The sequence below is a fragment of the Chryseobacterium sp. CFS2 genome (assembly GCF_036543225.1).
GTDB classification, from domain to species: Bacteria; Bacteroidota; Bacteroidia; order Flavobacteriales; family Weeksellaceae; genus Chryseobacterium; species Chryseobacterium culicis_A.
Genome location: NZ_JAZHQU010000004.1, coordinates 373,996 through 394,962 on the forward strand (window position 1 = coordinate 373,996; position 20,967 = coordinate 394,962).

16 protein-coding genes are annotated in these 20,967 nt (G+C 35.6%); 13 read left to right on the forward strand and 3 right to left on the reverse strand.

What is annotated here, in order from left to right; genetic code table 11:
• The first annotated feature begins 353 nt into the window (after nt 1–353).
• From ODR02_RS11590 to ODR02_RS11640, 11 genes are all read left to right on the forward strand, one after another.
• The gene (locus ODR02_RS11590) at nt 354–1,988 is read left to right on the forward strand and encodes a T9SS type A sorting domain-containing protein (protein ID WP_309512547.1); all 1,635 of its coding nucleotides are present in this window, start codon (nt 354–356) and stop codon (nt 1,986–1,988) included.
• A gap of 2 nt (nt 1,989–1,990) precedes the next feature.
• A complete protein-coding gene (locus ODR02_RS11595) occupies nt 1,991–4,366 on the forward strand; it encodes a hypothetical protein (RefSeq protein ID WP_309512548.1) in 2,376 nt (791 codons plus the stop codon).
• 5 nt (nt 4,367–4,371) lie between these two features.
• Nucleotides 4,372–7,824, forward strand: coding sequence for an RHS repeat domain-containing protein (locus ODR02_RS11600; protein ID WP_309512549.1), 3,453 nt, complete (start codon nt 4,372–4,374; stop codon nt 7,822–7,824).
• 7 nt (nt 7,825–7,831) lie between these two features.
• Nucleotides 7,832–8,374, forward strand: a complete 543-nt coding sequence (locus tag ODR02_RS11605) for a hypothetical protein (protein ID WP_209788502.1) — start codon at nt 7,832–7,834, stop codon at nt 8,372–8,374.
• Nucleotides 8,375–8,707: 333 nt separating this feature from the next.
• Nucleotides 8,708–9,124, forward strand: a complete 417-nt coding sequence (locus ODR02_RS11610; protein ID WP_209788499.1) for a hypothetical protein — start codon at nt 8,708–8,710, stop codon at nt 9,122–9,124.
• Between the two features lie 508 nt (nt 9,125–9,632).
• Nucleotides 9,633–10,175: a hypothetical protein gene (locus ODR02_RS11615; RefSeq protein WP_309512550.1), complete on the forward strand. Its 543-nt coding sequence runs from the start codon at nt 9,633–9,635 to the stop codon at nt 10,173–10,175.
• 73 nt (nt 10,176–10,248) lie between these two features.
• On the forward strand, nt 10,249–10,653 hold the full coding sequence (locus ODR02_RS11620; RefSeq protein ID WP_309512551.1) for a hypothetical protein: 405 nt from the start codon (nt 10,249–10,251) through the stop codon (nt 10,651–10,653).
• Between the two features lie 404 nt (nt 10,654–11,057).
• Nucleotides 11,058–11,330 carry a hypothetical protein gene (locus ODR02_RS11625; protein ID WP_309512552.1) on the forward strand — a complete coding sequence of 91 codons (273 nt, stop codon included), beginning with the start codon at nt 11,058–11,060 and terminating at the stop codon, nt 11,328–11,330.
• A 118-nt stretch (nt 11,331–11,448) separates the two neighbouring features.
• Nucleotides 11,449–11,811 carry a hypothetical protein gene (locus ODR02_RS11630; RefSeq protein ID WP_209788486.1) on the forward strand — a complete coding sequence of 121 codons (363 nt, stop codon included), beginning with the start codon at nt 11,449–11,451 and terminating at the stop codon, nt 11,809–11,811.
• A gap of 44 nt (nt 11,812–11,855) precedes the next feature.
• Nucleotides 11,856–12,053, forward strand: a complete 198-nt coding sequence (locus ODR02_RS11635) for a hypothetical protein (protein ID WP_309512553.1) — start codon at nt 11,856–11,858, stop codon at nt 12,051–12,053.
• 22 nt (nt 12,054–12,075) lie between these two features.
• Nucleotides 12,076–12,564, forward strand: a complete 489-nt coding sequence (locus tag ODR02_RS11640; protein WP_309512554.1) for a hypothetical protein — start codon at nt 12,076–12,078, stop codon at nt 12,562–12,564.
• A 103-nt stretch (nt 12,565–12,667) separates the two neighbouring features.
• Here ODR02_RS11640 and ODR02_RS11645 read toward each other — a convergent pair whose 3' ends face one another.
• Nucleotides 12,668–13,057, reverse strand: a complete 390-nt coding sequence (locus tag ODR02_RS11645; RefSeq protein ID WP_047387661.1) for a hypothetical protein — start codon at nt 13,055–13,057, stop codon at nt 12,668–12,670.
• 36 nt (nt 13,058–13,093) lie between these two features.
• On the opposite strand from ODR02_RS11645, the gene ODR02_RS11650 reads away from it, so the two are divergent.
• A complete protein-coding gene (locus ODR02_RS11650; RefSeq protein WP_209788482.1) occupies nt 13,094–13,702 on the forward strand; it encodes an NUDIX hydrolase in 609 nt (202 codons plus the stop codon).
• Nucleotides 13,703–13,870: 168 nt separating this feature from the next.
• On the opposite strand, the gene ODR02_RS11655 is transcribed toward ODR02_RS11650, so the two are convergent.
• Both ODR02_RS11655 and gldJ read right to left on the reverse strand, forming a co-directional pair.
• Nucleotides 13,871–15,142 carry a UDP-N-acetylmuramoyl-tripeptide--D-alanyl-D-alanine ligase gene (locus tag ODR02_RS11655; RefSeq protein ID WP_309512555.1) on the reverse strand — a complete coding sequence of 424 codons (1,272 nt, stop codon included), beginning with the start codon at nt 15,140–15,142 and terminating at the stop codon, nt 13,871–13,873.
• Nucleotides 15,143–15,295: 153 nt separating this feature from the next.
• Nucleotides 15,296–16,897 carry a gliding motility lipoprotein GldJ gene (gene gldJ, locus ODR02_RS11660; protein ID WP_105680983.1) on the reverse strand — a complete coding sequence of 534 codons (1,602 nt, stop codon included), beginning with the start codon at nt 16,895–16,897 and terminating at the stop codon, nt 15,296–15,298.
• A gap of 164 nt (nt 16,898–17,061) precedes the next feature.
• Between gldJ and porU the strand changes: the two genes are divergently transcribed.
• Nucleotides 17,062–20,964: a type IX secretion system sortase PorU gene (porU, locus tag ODR02_RS11665; RefSeq protein WP_209788476.1), complete on the forward strand. Its 3,903-nt coding sequence runs from the start codon at nt 17,062–17,064 to the stop codon at nt 20,962–20,964.
• Nucleotides 20,965–20,967: the final 3 nt, after the last annotated feature.

Genomic DNA, 20,967 nt, shown 5'->3' on the forward strand with positions numbered 1-20,967 from the left:
AACCTTTCCTTTTTCCACTTTATAGAGATACTGTCTATCTTCCCTATCATCATAGCAAGTTTCGTTTGTGAAAGTCTTTTCTTTTCACAGAATATTGTTGTTCGATTACATAATTCAACATGTATTCTTCCCTTAACTCTAAGATTTTATATTCTTCAATACATTTAACTTATACAAAAGGAATTATTGGTTTCAATTAAAACTAATACAGTTATCATCGTAGTCAGAAGAGTAAACAATTTATGTTATCAAAAGCAACATGCATTAAGAAAAATTAATAGAATATTGGCTTTTACGCAATATAAAAGTAGGTTATAGATAATAATTTTAACCATCAAATACAACGCGAGCTAATGAAAAAAATTTATCTCAGTGCATTAACCTTATGTACAATACTGGAAATATCTGCCCAGGATATTCTCTGGCAAAAGGATTTCAGGTCCGGTACGCAGAACTTTCTAAGCCAGATTACAACAACTATTGATCAACAATATCTGATCACAGGAAGTTCTATACAGTCAGGAAGCGAGGAGCGGAAGTCTGGAAGTAAGCAAAACAACGGCTATGATTTCCACCTGGTAAAACTCAACCAGCAGGGGCAGGAAGTTTGGGAGAAATATTTCTCAGGACAAAACCATGATTACCTGTCAGCCACTGTTACCACACAGGATGGAGGATTTCTTCTGGCCCGAACTTCTTATTCAGGAAAAGGATTGGATAAAAAAGAGGATTCCAAAGGAGGATCAGATATCTGGCTGATCAGAATCAATGAATTTGGAGACCAAATCTGGCAAAAAACTATTGGCTCGCCTGCCGATGAAGAAGCCAGAGCGGTAATTCAAACTACCGATTTAGGATTTTTTGTGGCCGGTAATGTTCAAAACTCATCAAAAGGTTACGGTTCAAAAGATGTTCTGATCACAAAACTCGACAAAGACGGAAAAGAATTTTCACAATTGATTTTAGGCGGAAAAGGATTAGATGAAGTAGAAAAGATGATTCCAACGAAAGACGGAGGAGCGTTACTGGGGATTTATTCGAGGAGTTCCGAGGTTCGGGTTTCGGGTTCTGAAAAGGATTCCGGGATGCGAGGTGCAGGTTCTGCATCAAATGTTCAAAACTCAAATCCCGTATCCCGAAACTCGAAACAAACTGAAAATTTTGGTGAAGGAGATTACTGGATTGTCAAGTTGGACAAGAATGGAAAAGTAGAATGGGAAAAGAACTTCGGAGGGAAAGGTGATGATCATATCAGAACGCTGGCATTGGCTTCAAATGGCTTTATCATCGGTGGAGAATCCAGATCAGAAAGATCAGGAAACAAAACCGTAGGAATTGAAGAAGGAACAGACCTTTGGCTGATTGCCCTAAACGAAAGAGGCGATGAGCAGTGGCAGAAATCTTACAATTTGGGGAACAGGGATATTTTGATGGGAATGAGTGTGATTCATTCAGCAGATGATAAATCTTCCAAAGGAATCTTATTAGGCGGCTATACTCAGGCAGAAGGAAGAATACAAACGGATGATGAAACCTTCTGGATGCTGTATTTGGATCAGAATGGTACCGAGCAGTGGAGAAAACATGTAAAAGGAGAATCCAGAAAGAAAGAAGAAAGACTTTCAGACTTAAAGCTGAACAGAGATGGCTCTATTGTATTGGCAGGAACCAGTGCAGAAGAATTAGGTAAAGAGAACTGGAAGATTATCAAACTGGGAGACAAACAGGTTGATCAGTTAATAGAAAAATACGACATTAAAATTTATCCGAACCCTGTTTCAGATTATGCTTATGTGGAAATAGGATTCAATGATTTCAAAGAAGCAGATATACTTTTATATGATATAAGCGGAAGACAGATTCAAAGTATAAAAACTAAGAACAGAGTAACAAAAATTAATACCCAGGCTTTGGTTCAGGGCGCTTATCTGGTGACTGTAAAAACAGATACAGATAAAACAGCATCTGCAAAACTCATTAAAAAATAAATATGATGAAGAAAATATATCCAGATTTTTTTGTCCCGTTAGTCTTTCTGATATTAGGAATACAGCTGGGATATGCACAGAATGGAGCGGCATTAGAAAAGTCTATTGCATCAATATCCAATTATATTGATATGCCTGTAAATGAGGCTTCAGGAATTCCTAATATAAATATTCCCCTACTCAGTATACCTATGGCTGATAATAACATCAATTATCCTATCAGTTTACGGTATAATGTCAGAAATTATAATAACATCCGGGGAGTCAGTGATATTGGCCAGGGATGGTCATTGTTTGGAACAAGTATTATTTATAGAGATATACAAAGTGTTGAAGTCGAGTGTGATAGAATTAATAATCAGTATGATCCGTACGAAAGCACTTATTATTACAATGTACTTGATTTATCTGGGAAGTTTACTGTTAAAAAGGATACCAATGGTTATAAGGTTGTCAATTTAAATCCCAATAATAATATCACAATAGAAATTAATAATTCTATTATGGCAACTGGGTTAGAATTCGCCATAATAACTAATAATGGTTATAGATACAGTTTTAATAATATTGATAATTACCAATTTAAATGCAATAATTATCCAAAACCCAGTGGAGTGGCATCTACTTATTATCTGGCAAAAATTTTTACACCCACAGGAGTTGAAGTGGCAACTTTTGATTATCAGTTGCAAAATAAAAACGTTCCGAGCCAGATGGCTCAGCAATACTGTAAACTAAAGTCAATAAAAACGGTCAAAGGAGAAGTTAACTTTACATTTATTTATGATGAGAGTTTAGAAAACACCGTTAATGATCCTTACTGGCTAAAAGAAATTACACTCAAAAATCCTTCAGGTGAAGTGCAGTATTCTTATGTAATGAACAGTTATATATCTGCTTTTCCCTCGTCTGATGTATGGGGAAGAAAACGCATTTTAAATTTCATAAGAAAAAACGATAAAAATAATCTCAAAATAGAGCAGACTGTTTTTGGCTATGAAAATAGTGCGCAGTCAGGAAATCAGGAAGGAATACTGGAAAAAATAACGACACCCGCAGGAGGGATTGCGGAATATAAGTATGAAGATCACGTTTATACCAATTCTGCTTCCGCAGCTGGAAATATAGCAAAGAGAGTTAAAGTCATCAACTATTATAAAAATAGCATTGATATTGCTCCGGAAAGAACCATCAACTATGATTATAATCTTTTTGGAACAACAACATCATCAGGATATAAATATTATGGAGAAATAGATGAGTATAATGAGCAAAAACAGGTTTCTTATATCCTCTATAAAAATGTGAAAGTATGGGAAACCGGTAAAGGGTATACCCAAAAAACATTTATTACTCCTAATGATTATCCAAAATATTTGACCAACCAAATATATGTTAATTATTATTATTTCTGGCCTTATTATGATATCACAAGGTGGGGTTTACCATCGAAGGAAGAAGTGTATGATGATCAGAACCGATTGCTTTCTCAAAAAGAAACTAATTATTTCTTTGATCAATATTGGGAAAGTCAGTATGATTTTAAGATTCACCCGGAATATTCAGTATTTATTTCAGAGCACATTTCCAGTAAACGCTCTTATATTTTAAAAACACTTCAAACAGAGAAGGAATTTTATGCTAATAATCAAAGTATAACTAAGGAAACAGAGGTTAGCATCAACGCTATAAATCTTAAACCCGGTTACATAAAATCAGTTGTTAACGGGAAAGTAAAAGAAAAATCCATTACTTATCCTACTAATTTACCCGGATATTCTCATCTGGAAAGCGCCCATATGATTGGTGTACCGGTGTCCGTTGAAGAAAAAGAAGACGGGAAGCTTCTTGCCAGATCAAAAGTGTTATTTAATAACGGCTCTTTATTGCCTACCTCTGTTCTTGCTACCAATATTGAAGATGAGAATACGAAGGAAATTCAAAAGATGGATTCGTATGATTACAAAGGAAACCTTATCCAGCTTTCAAACGCAGCAGGCGTAAAAACTGCCATGATTTACGGATATAATAAATCGCTCATCATTGCTAAAGTGCAAGGGGCAGCATATGATCAAGTCTGGAATCTAGCGCAAGACTTCATTGATGCGTCAGACGTAGACAACAATGCAGGAACTCAGGCTTCCGAGGAAGCATTACTTTCAGCAATGAATACTTTTAGAAAAAAACCTGGCCTATCCAATTTTCAGATCACTACTTATACCTATGATCCTTTAGTTGGGATCAGAAGTATGACTCCCCCATCAGGAGTTACGGAATATTATATTTATGACAATACGGGAAGGTTACACTCTGTAAAGGATAAAGACGGAAATATTATCAAGGATTACCAATACCGATATAAAAACTATAAAGACTAACAACAATGAAAAAATTACACGCAGCTATACTGTTATTGGTAAGTATTATGCATTACAGCCAGGCGGTTCTTAATTCGACTTCTAATCTCTTTAATGGCCAGAATTCTGATCTCTCTAGCGTAAATGAGAATTATGTTTACACCCGCACTTATCTGGAGCCAAAGACTTTTAGTGATGCTCAAGCTAAGCAGATTCAGGGTATCCTTTTTTTCGATGGATTAGGAAAACCAAGACAGCATGTAGCCATTCATACCTCTCCAACAGGTAATGATATGGTTACCCATATTCCTTATGATAGTTTTGGAAGACAAGTGGAAAACTGGCTTCCCATACCCATGATCAGTTTAAATGGTGATATCCAGACCCCACCTTCTACTTCAGGATATTATAAAACCACTTCAGGTAGTGCGGATGCATTGATATATGGAAAAAACTCCCTGGAAAACTCTCCTTTAGACCGTTTACAATCTTCTGCGGGCCCGGGAAGTGACTGGCTGGGTAAGAAGGTCAGCTATGATTATCAGACTAACAGTAATTCAGAAGTCTACAAATTTACTACAACAACAAGTTGGAAATACGGGGCAACTTCCTCTGCTTTAAACCCAAACCCCATAAGTTATCCCGAAGGAACCTTATACAAAACCATAGTTACGGATGAAGATGGGCACTCGGTTACAGAGTTCAAAAATGAACGCGGGCAAACAATATTGACCCGTAAAAAGGAAGGTTCAGAGTCCCTGAATACCTATTATATTTATAACGAATACAATCAGCTGGCTTTTGTTATCCCTCCCTTAGCATCCCAGAAGATTTTAGCTAATAATGGTGTTATTACTCCTGATATTCTGGACAGGCTGCTCTATGCGTACTCCTATGATGGCTGGAACCGGCTGGTAGAAAAAAAACTTCCTGGAAAAGCCTTGGAATACATGGTGTATGATCAGCTGGGCAGATTAGTGATGTCACAGGATGGCAATCTCCGTTCTCAGGGCAAATGGCTTTTTACAAAATATGATGCCTTCAACCGGGTGGCTTACACAGGACTCCAAAGCAGCCCGAAAGGAAGATTTACCCAGCAGGCTGCAATTAATACTAATCCCGGTGAAGAAAGGAGTAATACAGGCTTTACGGATTTAGCAGGCTCCACAATTTATTACACTTCCGGCAATACCTATCCGCAAAACAATATTACGGTTTTAAGTGTTAATTATTATGACACGTATCCTCCCGGAAGCCCGTCAAACAGTTCAGGAGTGGTTACACAATCCAAACTTCTTGCTTCCTTCATTAAAAATATAGAAGATAATAACTGGACCAAAAACTATACTTACTACGATGATAAAGAAAGAGTAACAGGAGGGCAAACGATTAACCATTTAGGGGGATATACCAATATAGAATCCACACTTGCCTTTTCCGGCGTTCCATTGAATACGACAACCCGTCATAAAAAAGACAGCAACAGCCCGGAAGTAAAGATCAATGAAATCTTTACGTATGATCATCAGGAAAGATTATTAAAACATACTCACCGGATCAATGACGGGGCCGAAGAAACCCTGGCTGAATATGTTTACAATGAGCTGGGACAACTTCAGAATAAAAACGTGGGTAATGGTATACAGTCTGTTGCTTACCGATATAACACACGTGGAGCCTTAACTCATATTAATGACCCTAACAACCTAAACAATAAGCTTTTTGGATTACAACTCAAATATACTAATCCACAAAGTACTGCAGCATCCTATAGCGGGAATATTGCCGAGGTTGACTGGGCTACCCAAAGTGATGGAGTGCTGAGAAGATATAGCTATGGATATGATCAATTTAATAGGTTAGAATCAGCAGTTTATCAAAAACCTAAATCAACTGTCATAGCAACAAATGCTTATAACGAAAAAGTAACTTATGATGTTAATGGAAATATTCAGACCTTATTAAGGTTTGGAAGTTCTGATGGTAATTCTGCCGTAAAAATTGATGATATCAAATACACATATGACGGGAACAAGCTTGTAGATGTTTGGGATTCCAGTGGTAATTCTTTAGGGCTTGACGGAGGAGACGAGATGGTCTACGATGTTAATGGAAATCTGAGAGCAGATGCAGCCCATTTGATTAATAAGATTGAATATAATCATTTAAATTTACCCAGTCTAATAGAGAAACAAGTTGAAAATTTTGAGTATCTTTATTCAGCTGATGGGACTAAATTAAGATTGATTCATGATGAAACTGAAATAAATAAAACAACAGTAACAGATTATCTTGATGGGTTTCAGTACAAAAACGGAGTATTACAGTTTGTACCCACTTCGGAAGGATACTATGATTTTCTGGTAAACAGGTATATTTACAACTATAAAGATCATCTGGGCAATGTAAGGCTAAGTTACCTTAATACAACCAGCGGAATAGGGATTGTTGAAGAAAATAATTATTATCCTTTTGGATTAAAGCATCAGGGGTATAATGAGATAGAGGAATCTTCTGGTTATAAGTACGGTTATCTTGGAAATGAGCTGCAGGAAACAGGCATGTATGATATGAATGCCCGTTTCTATATGCCGGATCTGGGAAGATTTATGCAGCATGACCCTTTGAGCGCTCTTTCATTAGATCCTTATGGCTATGCTTTTAATAACCCTGTTAATTTTGTAGATCCAACGGGAATGTACGGAGAAGATCCTCCGGGTTCTTCATCTAGTAATCCTATTGATATTGGAGAAATTATCCTTACTCCACCGGGTGGCAGCAGTAATTATTATACATGGTGGCAGATAGAAAATTATTATAATGTCAATAATAATAACTCTGTATTTCCGTCGAATTGTACCATGTGCTATGCAAGCGGAGGCTATCAGGTTAACCTTCCGCCACCGCAGATACAGTCATTACCTCCATATTGTGGGCACTGCTCTGATGGACCTGTAAAGTTTATAGGAGGGGCTGGTGACTTCTTCGGCATCTTTGACATTGGTGGAGAAATAATGAGCAACTGGACACCTGAAAACAGGTATCTTGCGATGGGTGCCGGGATTATTGGTGCAGTAGCATTAAGGAAGCCAGGACTGGCAACTGCTGAAATGCAGGCAGAAAAAAAACTTGCGTCAGGTTTGGCAGAGGACTTTATAACAGTAAGACATCATACATCTAATTCAGCGGTTAATGCAATAAAGAAAAGTGGATCTATCAATGTTTCATCGCCTAAACCACTTGGTGTTGATGTTGAAGTAGCTCCTTTTGTAAAGCCATCGAAGGTAAACCTGGGACAAGCAGCAGGAGGTAATCGTGGTGGTGGATATGTAGAGTTTACAGTCCCTAAATCGGGTATTACGCCTACTCCTTATATTGGTGGCGTGGGAAATTCTGGAAGAATTATAGTAGAAGGACGTATGCAATTGGATATAAGAACTTTGAACCCAAAATATGTTAAGCGTTGGTGGCCTTTTTAATGAGAATATGAAAAAAATAAAATTAGAATATAACTTGTGTGTATTTTTATTTGCTTATTTAAATCAAGCTGATTTATCATTACACAGAGCGGGATGGACAAGCATCAGAGAATTGAAAAATTTTTACTTAAATCAGGTAAATCCTGGAGATGTAGTGAATTTTTTAATATTAAATGCTGATATAGATATTAATAAGTTAGAATATTTTTACGGGATAAAAGAGTATAGTTTTAGAAAAATTATCCTTTCTCGAATATATTTTTTACTTGGATTTTCTCCTGTTTTTCTTAAGGATGAAATTTATTATATATGCCAAAAATTAGTGAATTTTGCAGAAATGCTTGAAAAAGATACTGAGGTGCATCCACTAGAAATGGAAAAATTAAGATTAGAATTATCAAAATTTTCTTTTGACATATTAAGGTATAAAATATCTTATAAAGATTATAATAAAGCATTAAAAATTGAACATTACATGCAACATGAAGGGCTAAAGGATATTAAAATAAAGGAGTTTATAAAAAAACTTCCCGATTCTTCTGGATTATAATGGTAATATTAGGTACTAACTATGCCAAGCCTCCGGACTTTGGGTAATGTTGTAATGTTCCTAACGTGTTGGTAATAAATTAGATCTTCAATGCCTCAGTTGTGCAAAGTCTCCTGACTTTGAGTTAGTAATAAAAGTAATCTCTATACAAGATGCTCCAAAGTCGGGAGACTTCGGAGAGCGTGATGTCCACTTAAGCCAAATAAGAAAAATATGGAATAAATTTTATAAAGAGAATCCTAGTCCAACCAAGCAGCAATTATTTGATCAGGCAACAATAATAGGTGAAAATTTGGAACGCAATTTACACCACCGTTAAAATAATTAATATTAATGTATAGACTTATTGAACCAGAAGTAGCCGGAGGCTTAGGCGAACAAACACAATTGGATAATTCTTTTTTTCCTCCTCTTATTAAAAATCTTCATTATGAATTTGAGGGTTGGTTAGGAGATGATATTTTAGAATCTTTTCCATGCTACATAGTAACAGAGAAACTTAGAAAAGGTCTAGAACATGAGAAACTCACAGGTATTAGTTTTGATGCGGTTATAATATCTAAATCAGAAACTTTTTTAGAGCTGTATCCAAATAAAGAACTTCCCAACTTCTTTTGGGCTAAAATAAATGGGGAATCAAATAGAGATGATTTTTTTATTACGGAAAAAAATGGGTTAGCAATATCAGAAAAAGCTTATTCGTTATTGAAGAATTATAATATAGACCAAGCTGATATTGAAGATTTATAATAAATGCTTTTTATAATCGATGCAACAAAAAGCCTTCTTTATAAAAAATATATGAAGTTTTATATAAAAAGGTTAAGGTAACAATGAATCAGAGCATTAGGTATTGTTCCAAACGTGTTGGCAATAAATTAGAGTATTGAAAACCGATACTCTAATTTTAAAAACAGGAAATAAATCTCAATTTCAAATGATATTTCGGATAGCTGGCACAGAAGAAAAGAGAAAATAGGCTGTCTAAAATATTGAAGATCATATCAGGTGTTTCAGATGTGTTGGTGTTTAATCCGGAAGATTTTATGGCTATGCTTTTAATAACCCTGTTAATTTTATAGATCCAACGGGATTATACGGAGAAGATCCGCCGGGTTCTTCATCCAGTAATCCTATTGATATCGGAAAAATTATCCTTACCCCACCGGGTGGCAGCAGTAATTATCATACATGGTGGCAGATAGAAAATTATTATAATGTCAATAATAATAACTCTGTATTTCCGTCAAACTGTACCATGTGCTATGCAAGCGGAGGCTATCAGGTGAATCTTCCGCCGCCGCAGATATCATTACCTCCATATTGTGGGCACTGTTCTGATGGACCTGTAAAGTTGTTTATAGGAGGGGCTGGTGACTTCTTCGGCATCTTTGACATTGGTGGAGAAATAATGAGCAACTGGAAACCTGAAAACTGGTATCTTGCGATGGGTGCCGGGATTATTGGGGCAGTAGTATTAAGGAAGCCAGGACTGGCAACCGCCGAAATAAAGGCAGAAAAAAATCTTGCATTAGGATTAGGTGATGATTTATTCAATTTTGCAGAAAAAAACTCATTTCATACTTATAGAGATTTTTCCACAGGATTTAATAAAAGTAAAATATTAGATGCTATGAAAAGTTACGATAAAATACATTTTAATACAACAGGATTTGGGAAGATTAAATTTTCTAAATTCGACCCTAATGCACCTCTTACATTCAGAAATTATACCAACTGGGAAATGCATACTATTATGAATGATGCTTCATTATTAATTACAGAAAACAATATTTTATAATAAAGCGGCAGATGGTACATATAAAATATTAGATAGTTATTCACTCTTATATTAACTATAATAATCTAAAGTTATGGTATATAATTCAAATAGAAAGTTTAAAATGTGGGCTTATATTGTAAGCCATTCATCATTATTATTACGTAGTGAGATGAAATTTCCTGATCAGGATAATTATACTGAAGATCAATCTTATAATATTGATTTCGAGTTCTGGGCAGTAAATTATATTAATATTCCAACGATTCTTAATAATATTATAATTAAAGAAATTACAGAAAAAGAAGTTCCAATGGAAATCGATAAAAACTTATTGAAATATAATATGAAGATTTTCGAACTGGAATCGAAGGAAAAGAAATATTATATAATTGCTGGAGGACTTTTAATAGGTAAAAACCAATGGGTAAATCAAGACAGAATTCTTAACTCTAATTTAAATTTGGAACATGATGAAGTTATCCTAATTACGAATTAAAAAATTAACGGAATATTCCAAATGTATTGATATTAAATTAGAGTACTGGTTTTCAATACTCTAATTTTAAAAATAAGAATGAAAATCTCAATTTAAATGATATTGCGGATAGCCAGAACAGGAGAAAAGAGAAAATAGGCTATTTAAAATATTAAAGATCATATCAGGTGTTTCAGATGTGTTGGTAAAAAGACCAGCTTGGAAATGTAAGGATTTCTTACGGTAGAAACAGCGCAGGCGTTCTTGAGATCACAGATGCCAATGATTACTATCCTTTTGGGATGAATCATTTTAAAACCGGGAATGCATTCTTTGGACGGGGAAAGCCATAAGGATAATAAATACAACGGGAAAGAACTTCAGGAAACGGGATTATACAGCTACGGCTGGAGAGAATAAATGATATGGCATGGAGAATGTCTGGTGTAAGAGCCGATGGACCTATCCAATATATTGGAAGTGCTGATGACCCAGCAGGAGTCTTTGACATTGGAGGACAGATAATAAGTACTTGGAAACCTGAAAACAGGTATCTTGCGATAGCTGCCGGGATTATTGGCGCAGTAGCATTAAGGAAACCAGGACTGGCAGCAAAGGAAGTGCAAGCGGAGGGAAAAATAATAGGTTTAGGAATTGATGCTGATTTAGCTTTACACAGGGGTACCGGAGCAACCTAAAATGACAAATTTTGAATTTGACCACATATTAAGTAATCCTGGGCTGCTTCAAAAGACTACATTTATAAAAATGGTAATCAAGTTGTTTGGGATGGAACACAATTTATATCAAAATAATATGGAAGTACTAACAAATTTAGATAAGATCAATATTGTATTAAGTAAATATGAGGGCGATATGGTTAAAATATGGTTATTTGATATGACCCATAACAAGATAGCCTTAAAAATAACTTCACAAAAAGATGATGAAATCATTTATTTAGTAATGGGAAATTGTCAATATATAAAAGGAAAGTTTTCTTGGAAAAATCCTCAATTATCTGTTAGTATTTCTTTTGATACTGAACATTCTGAAAATGAATATATCATAAAGGATAATAAAGCTAATTTTGAATTGACTTGTAATAGCGGAATAGCATTAGCTAAGGGAATAGAATCAGAATTTGGAAATTCTTTTGATAATTTTTTGACAAAATAAATGCATTGGTAACATTCCGAATGTGTTGACTATAAATTAGAGTATTGAAAACCAATACTCTAATTCAAAAGATTGAATACAGATCGGCTATGGAAGTGGTAATAGAGCTTATGACAACTGTGCCTGCAACAGTATATATGACAACCCTTATAATAGCTATAATAACAGTAGTTTTGGCAGTACTAATAGCAATCCTCTTTCCTGGATGGGATATGTTTTTCATGGAGGTGAAACAACTTTAATTAGACCTTAAGATATTTAAATATGGCTATAGCATTTATAAATCAAACGACATGTGGACTGTGTAATGAAAAAATTACTGATTTGGAGAGTATCTTTTCATTTCCACCTTTCATTCAAAATATTAAAGATCCTTTATATCAATTCAATGATTCTGTATTTCACATTAATTGTTTAAATAAACATTCTTTTGGAAAAAAAGCCGTTGAATTAGCTAAACAATATCTTTATAGCGTTAAACCTGAAAATAGAAAATGTATTGTAGATGAAGAAATTATAGAAGATGTTCATGATTACATATTTATGGGAGTATTAACATCTAATGATGATGAAGACCTATATAAATTTAACTTTATTATATTGAATAAACGTAATCTGCATAAATGGAAAGATAGAGCTGATTTTATCAGTATTGCTGAAAAGTTTATAAAAGACGGAAAATGGGAAGATTTAACTTCTTATAAATATTTAAATAAATTAATTGATTTATTCAAACAAGATATTTTAATATAATAATTTCTTAAAATCCATAATAATGACTATTTTTTTTATGAATAGTCAACCTTTTTCAGGACAAGACAAAATGATAAAAAACCTCCAACGTTGGAGGTTTTTATTATTTATAGGCTTCGATTTTATCAGTAAGCGTATTGATAAAGTTCTGTAGTGGTTTTTCTACCATCATTTTAATGAATGGATTGAATTTCCCTTCGAATAGCATCTGAACTTCAGTTTGGTTATCACTGATTGGGTTTAAAGTTGCTGTTAATGTGAAATCCAAGCTTGAACTTGCAGATTTTAAAACAGCTTTCTGATCATCTACTTCGTCTATTTTTAACGCAATTTCCGGCATTCCCTGTAATCCAAATTTAAATCCGTTATCTCTCGTTTCAAATTTCTGAAGACCATCCGGCATAAAATCTTTATAATTTTCAGGTGATTTCAGCAACTCGGTAAGTTCTTTAGATGATTTATTGACAATAATCTTTCGTCCTTCTAAATTCATTTTTTATTTTTGTATTTAAATTCTTAACTATTACAAATGTATAAAGTTTTTGTCAACGAAAAAAAATTATTGATATCTAAGCATCCTGAAGAACTTGAAAAAAAGCTTGCGTATGAAAATTACACAACTTTAGAGATTGCTTTGGATCTTTTAGAGAACACTTCTGTACAGGAACTTAATGTATATGGAGAGAATTTGGATGAAATCTGGCAGGAGTTCCAAAAGCTTTTCAGAATTATAGAAGCTGCAGGAGGCCTCGTGAATAATCCTGAAGGTAAGATTCTTTTCATTAAAAGACTTGGCAAATGGGATCTTCCTAAAGGTAAGATGGAAAAAGGAGAATCCAGGGAAGAGTCTGCTGTACGGGAAATAGAGGAAGAAACCGGCCTTAGTGATGTGGAGCTTGTAAAATTCATCAATACCACTTACCACATCTATGTAGAAAGAAATGGAGAGAAAATTTTAAAATGTACCCATTGGTTTGAAATGAACTTTGACGGAGAAGATACTTCCACGCCACAAATAGAAGAAGGTATTACTGAAGTTGCCTGGAAGACCACGTCAGAAATTGAGAATGAAGTTTTCCCAAGTACGTTTAAAAATATTAAACTAATTGTAAAAGAATTCTGGGATTTGAAGAAATAAGTAAGAAGGCTGGAAGCTGGAAGAGTGAAGCTGGAAGTTACGATCCAGCACCCTCATTTTCCTGTGATCATTTTAACAATGAAATTTTATAAAGTTGAATAAAAAAGAGGACGCTCTTCAATTGCGCTCATGAACTTCCCTCTCCCAGCCTCCAGCTTCCTTACTGCATTAAATAAAGTCAATCAACTTCTCCAGAGCAATTCCTCTAGACCCTTTCAACAAGATGTTTTCGGACTGAATTCTATTTTGTTTCAAATATTCTATCAGCTCTGCTGTATTTTCAAAAGCAAGATCTGAAGGATTAACGGCTTTAAAATGTTTTCCCACAGTAATAATTTCATTGAAATGAAGATCCTGAGCCAGTTTTAAGATGTTCTGATGCTCTTTCTCGCTTTCATCACCCAATTCCAGCATATCTCCAATGATAATGGTTGTAGTACCTTCAAAACTGATAAAGTTATTCAACGAAGCGGTCATAGAGCTTGGGTTCGCATTATACGTATCCAGAACCAAAGTCCTTCCTTCTTTTTTCACCACCTGAGATCTCATATTGGTAGGGGTATACCATTCCAGTGCGTGTTGTATTTTGTCAAAACCAATTCCAAAATGAAGACCCAGGCTTGCAGCTGCACAAAGGTTGGTAAAATTATACTCTCCAGTCAGCTTTGAAACGGCTTTTATTCCCTGATAAGTCAACCCTACAAAATGTTCTTCTGAAAAAGATTCAAAATTATAATCGGATGTATCTTTTCCAAAAGTAATTTTAGGTGAATAGTTTTCAGTTTTTTCTACCTGAATAGGATCATTTTCGTTAACAACAATAGTTCGGTTATTGTTTTTAAGATAATCATACAGTTCAGACTTTCCTTTAATGACGCCTTCAAAACCTCCGAACCCTTCTAAATGGGCTTTTCCAAAATTGGTAATATAGCCAAAATCAGGTTGAGCAAGGGTACACAGAAATTCTATTTCTTTCTGATGGTTGGCTCCCATTTCAATCACAGCCATTTCATGCTCCGGTTTAATGGAAAGAATTGTTAACGGAACTCCGATGTGATTGTTCAGGTTTCCAAATGTATACTGAACATTAAATTTTTCAGAAAGAACCGCATGAATAAGTTCTTTTGTGGTAGTCTTACCATTACTTCCCGTAAGTCCTATAAAAGGAATGCTAAGCTTGCTTCTATGATAAATAGCCAGCTGTTGCAAAAACTCAAGGGTAGACGGAACATAGAAAATGTTTTTATCGTTGTTTTCAAATTCCGGAAGTTCAACAATCACGGCCAAAGCTCCATCATCAATGGCTTTTTCTGCTAAAGTAGCTGCATTGAAATTCTCACCGGAAAAAGCAAAGAAAATATCATTCTGTGCTATTTTTCTGCTGTCAATGGTCACTTTTGCGGCCTGCAGAAATAAAGGATAAAACTGTTCTATATTCATTTGGAAATATATATTTTTTTTAAAGTGGTCACATGCAATCGCCAAATCTACATGAGTGTTTTAGACTTTTTAACCGAAGCGATTTCATGGTTCAAAAATAAAAAAACCTTCCGAAAGTTCGGAAGGTTTTTTATAAGTATTTTTTGATAAATATTATCTTCTAGTTCTACTCTTATCGTTAGTTCTAGCATCCTGTGCAACACGGAATCCTACCCAACCATAAGCTCTGTTTTGATTTTTATATCTTCTTTGTCCCGGATCCAGCCAATACGCTGTATCCTGCCAAGAACCTCCTTTCACAACTCTAACCTCGTTAGAAATTCCTGAAGTTCTCTCTTTGGTATCTTTCTGTAATTTCACTCTACCTGTTCCATCTACAACAAAGCTTTTCTTAGGAGCGTTGTACATATCGAATCCGGCAGCAGAATCAGAAGCTCTGTAATATTCTAAAGAAGATTGTCTGTCACCATCTCTATAATTTCTGTAGTCAGCGATAGTCTGTCTTTCAAATTGTCCAGGAAGTCCTTTGTAAACTAATCTTCCGTCAGCCAAAGTATCATATTTGATAGTACCTTCGTCGATCATTTTATAAGTACCGTCTCCGTTTCTTACAATTGCCTGAGGCATGTTACCTCTATAATAGTTGAAATCGTTGTAATCTTCGTCAATGATTGGTCTGTAAACATCAGCCGTCCATTCAGCAACGTTTCCGTACATACCATACACTCCTAAATCATTAGAAGGATATTGTCTTACGTCAGAAGTTTGAGCAGAACCGTCATTCTTCCATCCAGCGATACCTGAGTAGTCACCTTTACCCATTTTGAAGTTTTCAAGGAACATTCCTCTGTCTCTTCCTTTAGTACCTCTTAATCTTTCGATTTCAGGTTTTTTACCTAGATATTGGTTATATTCTCTGGTTTTAGCCATACCAAGAGCTGCATATTCCCACTCTACTTCGGTAGGAAGTCTGAACTTCTGTACCATTGCAGAATTAGGGGCTCTGTTAGCAGCAAGCAATCTCTGGTTGGTAGTTTTCATACCTGTTTTTTGCTGCATTCTTTTCTCGTTGATATACCCTTGCATTTCAGGATCATTCGATTTGAATTTATCCATGTTGAAAGCAGTACCTCCCTGGTTGTTAGATTCGTTGATATACAAATCTTTAGCAATAATACCAGCCTGCATCAAAGCTTTTTCGTTCGCTCTGTCTGACAGCCATTCACAGTATCTGTTTGCCTGGGTCCAGGAAACTCCTACTACCGGATAGTAATCAAACTCCGGAGAACGCAGATAAGTTTCATTATAATCGTTTCTTGCTAATTTGTTGTCCCATAATAAGGTATCCGGCAAAGCACCGTTATAGATTTCCTTAAAACTCGGGTCACTTGGTGGGAATACATACTTCAACCATGTAAGGTATTCGCGGTATTCGTAGTTAGTAATTTCAGTTTCACCGATAAAGAATGAACTTACCTGCATTCTGCGAGGCGTGTTATTCCAATCGTGCATAACATCATCTTTCACTAATCCCATTGTAAAAGTTCCACCTTCTACATATACCATTCCAGGCCACCCCTTCTGCTTTTGTTGCTTTCCTGCAAAAAACCAACCTTGTTTTTCGTTTGGTTTCCAACCTGTTTTACTGACAAATTTTTTGGTACCGCCACCTTTGCTGGTTCCTGATCCGCCACAACTGGTTAATGCAAGTGTAGAACTTAATGCTATTAATGAAAACAACTTTAGTTTTTTCATAGTCGATATAAATATTTTCAAAGTACAAAGAAAAAATAAATTATTCAATAAATCAAGTAAACATTTGATTTTTTTGAAAAACGTTAACAAATTAATTTTATTGTATCGCAATTTAATTCTAAAATTTTGATTTATTTTGTAATTTAGCAATTTCAATAGTAAACATGAGACGAAAAATAACTCTTTTATCTTTAATCGCTTTTGCATCAACACTTTACGCCCAGAGAAACACCATAGAATGGAATGGTTCTAAAATCCAGGATTTTGGTGACACAAAATTAAATCTTCCCAATTTTAAAAATGAAGGTTTTTCTTTCAGCCAAAATAATGTTTTTATAGTAACCCAACAAAAAATTGGAGAAAAGCAGCTGAAAATTTCAGACCTTGTTTGGGAAGGTGTTTCCAATCAGGATTTGTTTGAGCTGGATAAAGGCAGACTTCCTGATTATGATGTAGCCGATGTTTCATATTATACTTTAAACGGTGAAAGCTATGCCAGCATTAGTATTGCTTTATTTAAAAATATAAAGGGCCGTGTTCAGAGATTGTCTTCATTTAATGTTTCGGAAGCTTCTTCTTTTATCAATACTACAGGAACGGTTAATAAAATAGGAACTACTGCCAATCCTTTATCCAGTGGAAACTTCTACAAAATAAAGGTAGACAAGTCCGGAGTATTCAAAATCACTTCACAGTTTTTAAGAGATAATGGAATCAATCCGAGTTCTGTAAATCCTAAAAACTTCCGAATTTACGGAAACGGAGGGGTAATGCTTCCTGAATACAATCAGGATCCAAGATATGGTGCTTTACAGGAAAATGCCATTCAGGTAGTAGGTGAAGATGATGGGGTATGGAATGATAATGACTATGCTCTTTTCTATGCGCAAGGCCCGGACGGATACAACCTTTATGATACTGCCAATGGAAATGGTTTTAAAAGACACGATACCCGATTCAGTGAGAGAAGTAATAATGTGAAAAACATCTATGAAGATTTCTCTTATTATTATATCAATTTTGATAAAGGTACGGGAAAAAGAGTTCCGACTGTTGACGGAAACCTTCCTGCCCAGATGATTACAAGGTATGACAATTACCAGGTGATCAATAAAGATCAGAAAAACCTGTTAAAGGTTGGGAGAACATGGGTAGAAGATACGCCTTTCACTAATGAAAAAACAGTAACGCTTACTACCAATTCACCTATACAGGCTAATGATGTGATACGATACAGAACTCAGGTAGTAGCCTATAATTCACAACAGAATACTGTTGATTTTAAGATCAACAATTTAAATCCGCATCCGATACAGGTTATCCCTACGGATACATCGAGTTATCAGTATACCTTTTATCCTGTAACGTATTCCGGAACACTCACCAATCTTACAGGAAACCAGTTTACACTGGTTTATAACCCTGATATTTCCAAAAATCCAAATGGAACCTTCTATTTTGATTATGTAGAGGTTCAGTATAAAGAAAATCTTGCGTTCAATGGTTCACAGATGAATTTCAGGGATTATTCGATTGTAAGTGGAAGTAATACAACCTATGGTTTCAGTATCAGTAATGCTGCTAATGTTGAACAGGTATGGGACGTTACGGATATTACCAATGCAAACCGAAGAGTGAATAAAGCAGGAGCCGGCTCTTTCAACTTTGCCTATACCGCTGCTGATCAGAATTTCAACAATGAGTTTGTAGCTTTCCGTGCTGATGCAGCTTTCAGTCCTCAGTTTGTAGGAAGAATTTCCAACCAGAATCTTTCTGCCATACAAAATGTAGATTATCTCATCCTTACCGTACCTGAAATGATGGGACAGGCACAGCGACTTGCCAGCTATCATCAGACTCACCATAACTATAAGGTAGAAATTGTTGACATTAACAAAATCTATGAGGAATATGGCAGCGGAAGTAAAGATCTTACTGCAATAAGAGACTTTGTCAGCAAACTGAACACTCCGCTGGGCAGACTTCAGTATGTATTTATTCTGGGGGATGCTTCATATGATTATAAAAACAGGGTTCCGAATAATTCAAACGTTGTTGCCAGCTATCAGAGTGAGCAGTCTTCAGACTACGTTTCATCATTCGTGACGGATGATTATATCGTCATGACCAAACCGCAGACCACGCTATTAATTGAAAATAACTTACCGGATCTGCCTGTTGGTAGAATTCCTGCAGCCAATGTAAGTGAAGCCGGAGATATGATCAATAAAACACTGGCTTATTACAATTCTCTTCAGGGACAGTCAAGTCCTTTCGGAGACTGGCGTATGAGGCTTGACTTTGTTGTAGATGATAATGATGAAGGTGGAGGTCCGTTTCATAACGTAATGAACAATTCTCTGGTGAGTATATTTGAGCAGCCAGGCCAGACGGATCTTAAAGAATATAACGTCAAAAAATTATATATGGATGCCTTTACCGCTCAGAGTACCTCTGGAGGGCGAAGATATCCACAGGTAAATCAGGCGATTTCCAATGCTATCGGAAACAGTTTATATCTGTTCTATTTCGGACATGGAGGAATCAATGGCTGGGCACAGGAAAGAGTTCTGACGAGTAGTGAGGTTCAGAATGCCAACAATTTCTCTAATGTATACAGCAGATTCCCATTCGTTTCTACCATCACTTGTGAATTTACATTATGGGATGAACCATCCACCAACTCTGTAGGGGAACAGTTTATTAAGATGAAGCAGGGAGGTGTTTCCACAATGATTACTTCCAGCCGTGCTATTGGGGTAGATTATGGACGTGATTTTACCAATACATTTACTCAGAATATCTTTAAATTAACCAACGATGATTTTAATTCGTTAGGAAATGCTCACTTAATTGCTAAAAAACAAAAAGGGCCAAACAGCAATCACTTAAAAGTAAACTTATTGGGTGACCCTGCTATGAAATTAAGCAGACCACAAAGACTTTTAGTCATTGATAATATTGAAACTCCGGTTCCAGGACTGATAAGAGGGTTGGATTTTGTAAAGATAAAAGGACACATCAATAATCCAAACGGAACATTGAATAATACCTTCAACGGAAAAGTCAGCATCAATATTTTTGATAAAAGATTAAACAAGAAAACATTAAATAACAGTGGCGTGTTAACTCCGGTTTTAGATTATACTGAAGAAGGAAGTGCCATCGTAAAATCTGCCGGAACTGCGGTAAACGGAGTATTCACTGCTGAGTTTTATGTTCCTAAAGATATTAACTATGCTGTAGGCCAGGGAAGAATACTAGCCTATGCAGACAACAAATCAACAGATGTTTTCAATAACCAGGCTGTACAGGTGGGTGATATTAATCCTAACGGAATTAATGATAATCAACCTCCAAAAGTAAAGCTGTATATGAATAACACCAACTTTGCAGATGGTGGTATTACCAACCAGAACCCTATGCTTCTTGCCTGCCTTACGGATGATACAGGAATCAACTCAACAGGATCAGGAGTAGGCCACGATATTACAGTATATCTTGACGGGCAGATTATCAATACTGTTGTTTTGAATGATTTCTATGCAGCAGGAGAAGGAAACGGATGTTTAAATCCTAGTCTTGCAGAGTATCAAAAAGGGAATGTAACCTATCCTTTCAGAAATCTTGCCATAGGGCAACATCAATTAACATTTAAAGTTTGGGATATAAACAATAATTCCACAACTGCTACGTTAAATTTTGAAGTTAAAGATGAATCTGACCAACACCTGACAATCAACCGTCCGCTGAACTGGCCAAATCCATTTACCAATAAAACATATATTCAGTTTGAACACAATTGTGATGACATTCTGGATGTGAACGTACAAATTTATACTATAACCGGAAGACTCGTAAGAACTTTATCGCAACCAGTAGTCGCAGAACCGTTCCTACAGGGCTTTAGAACCCCTCGTCAGGCAATAGAATGGGACGGAAGAGATGATTTTGGGTCTACGGTAGCAAAAGGTACGTATATTTTTAAGATATTTGCAAAAAGTCAAAATCAAGAAAAATGCAAAGGAAGTGCTACAGCTGTAGAAAAAATGGTACTTTTGAAATAATAA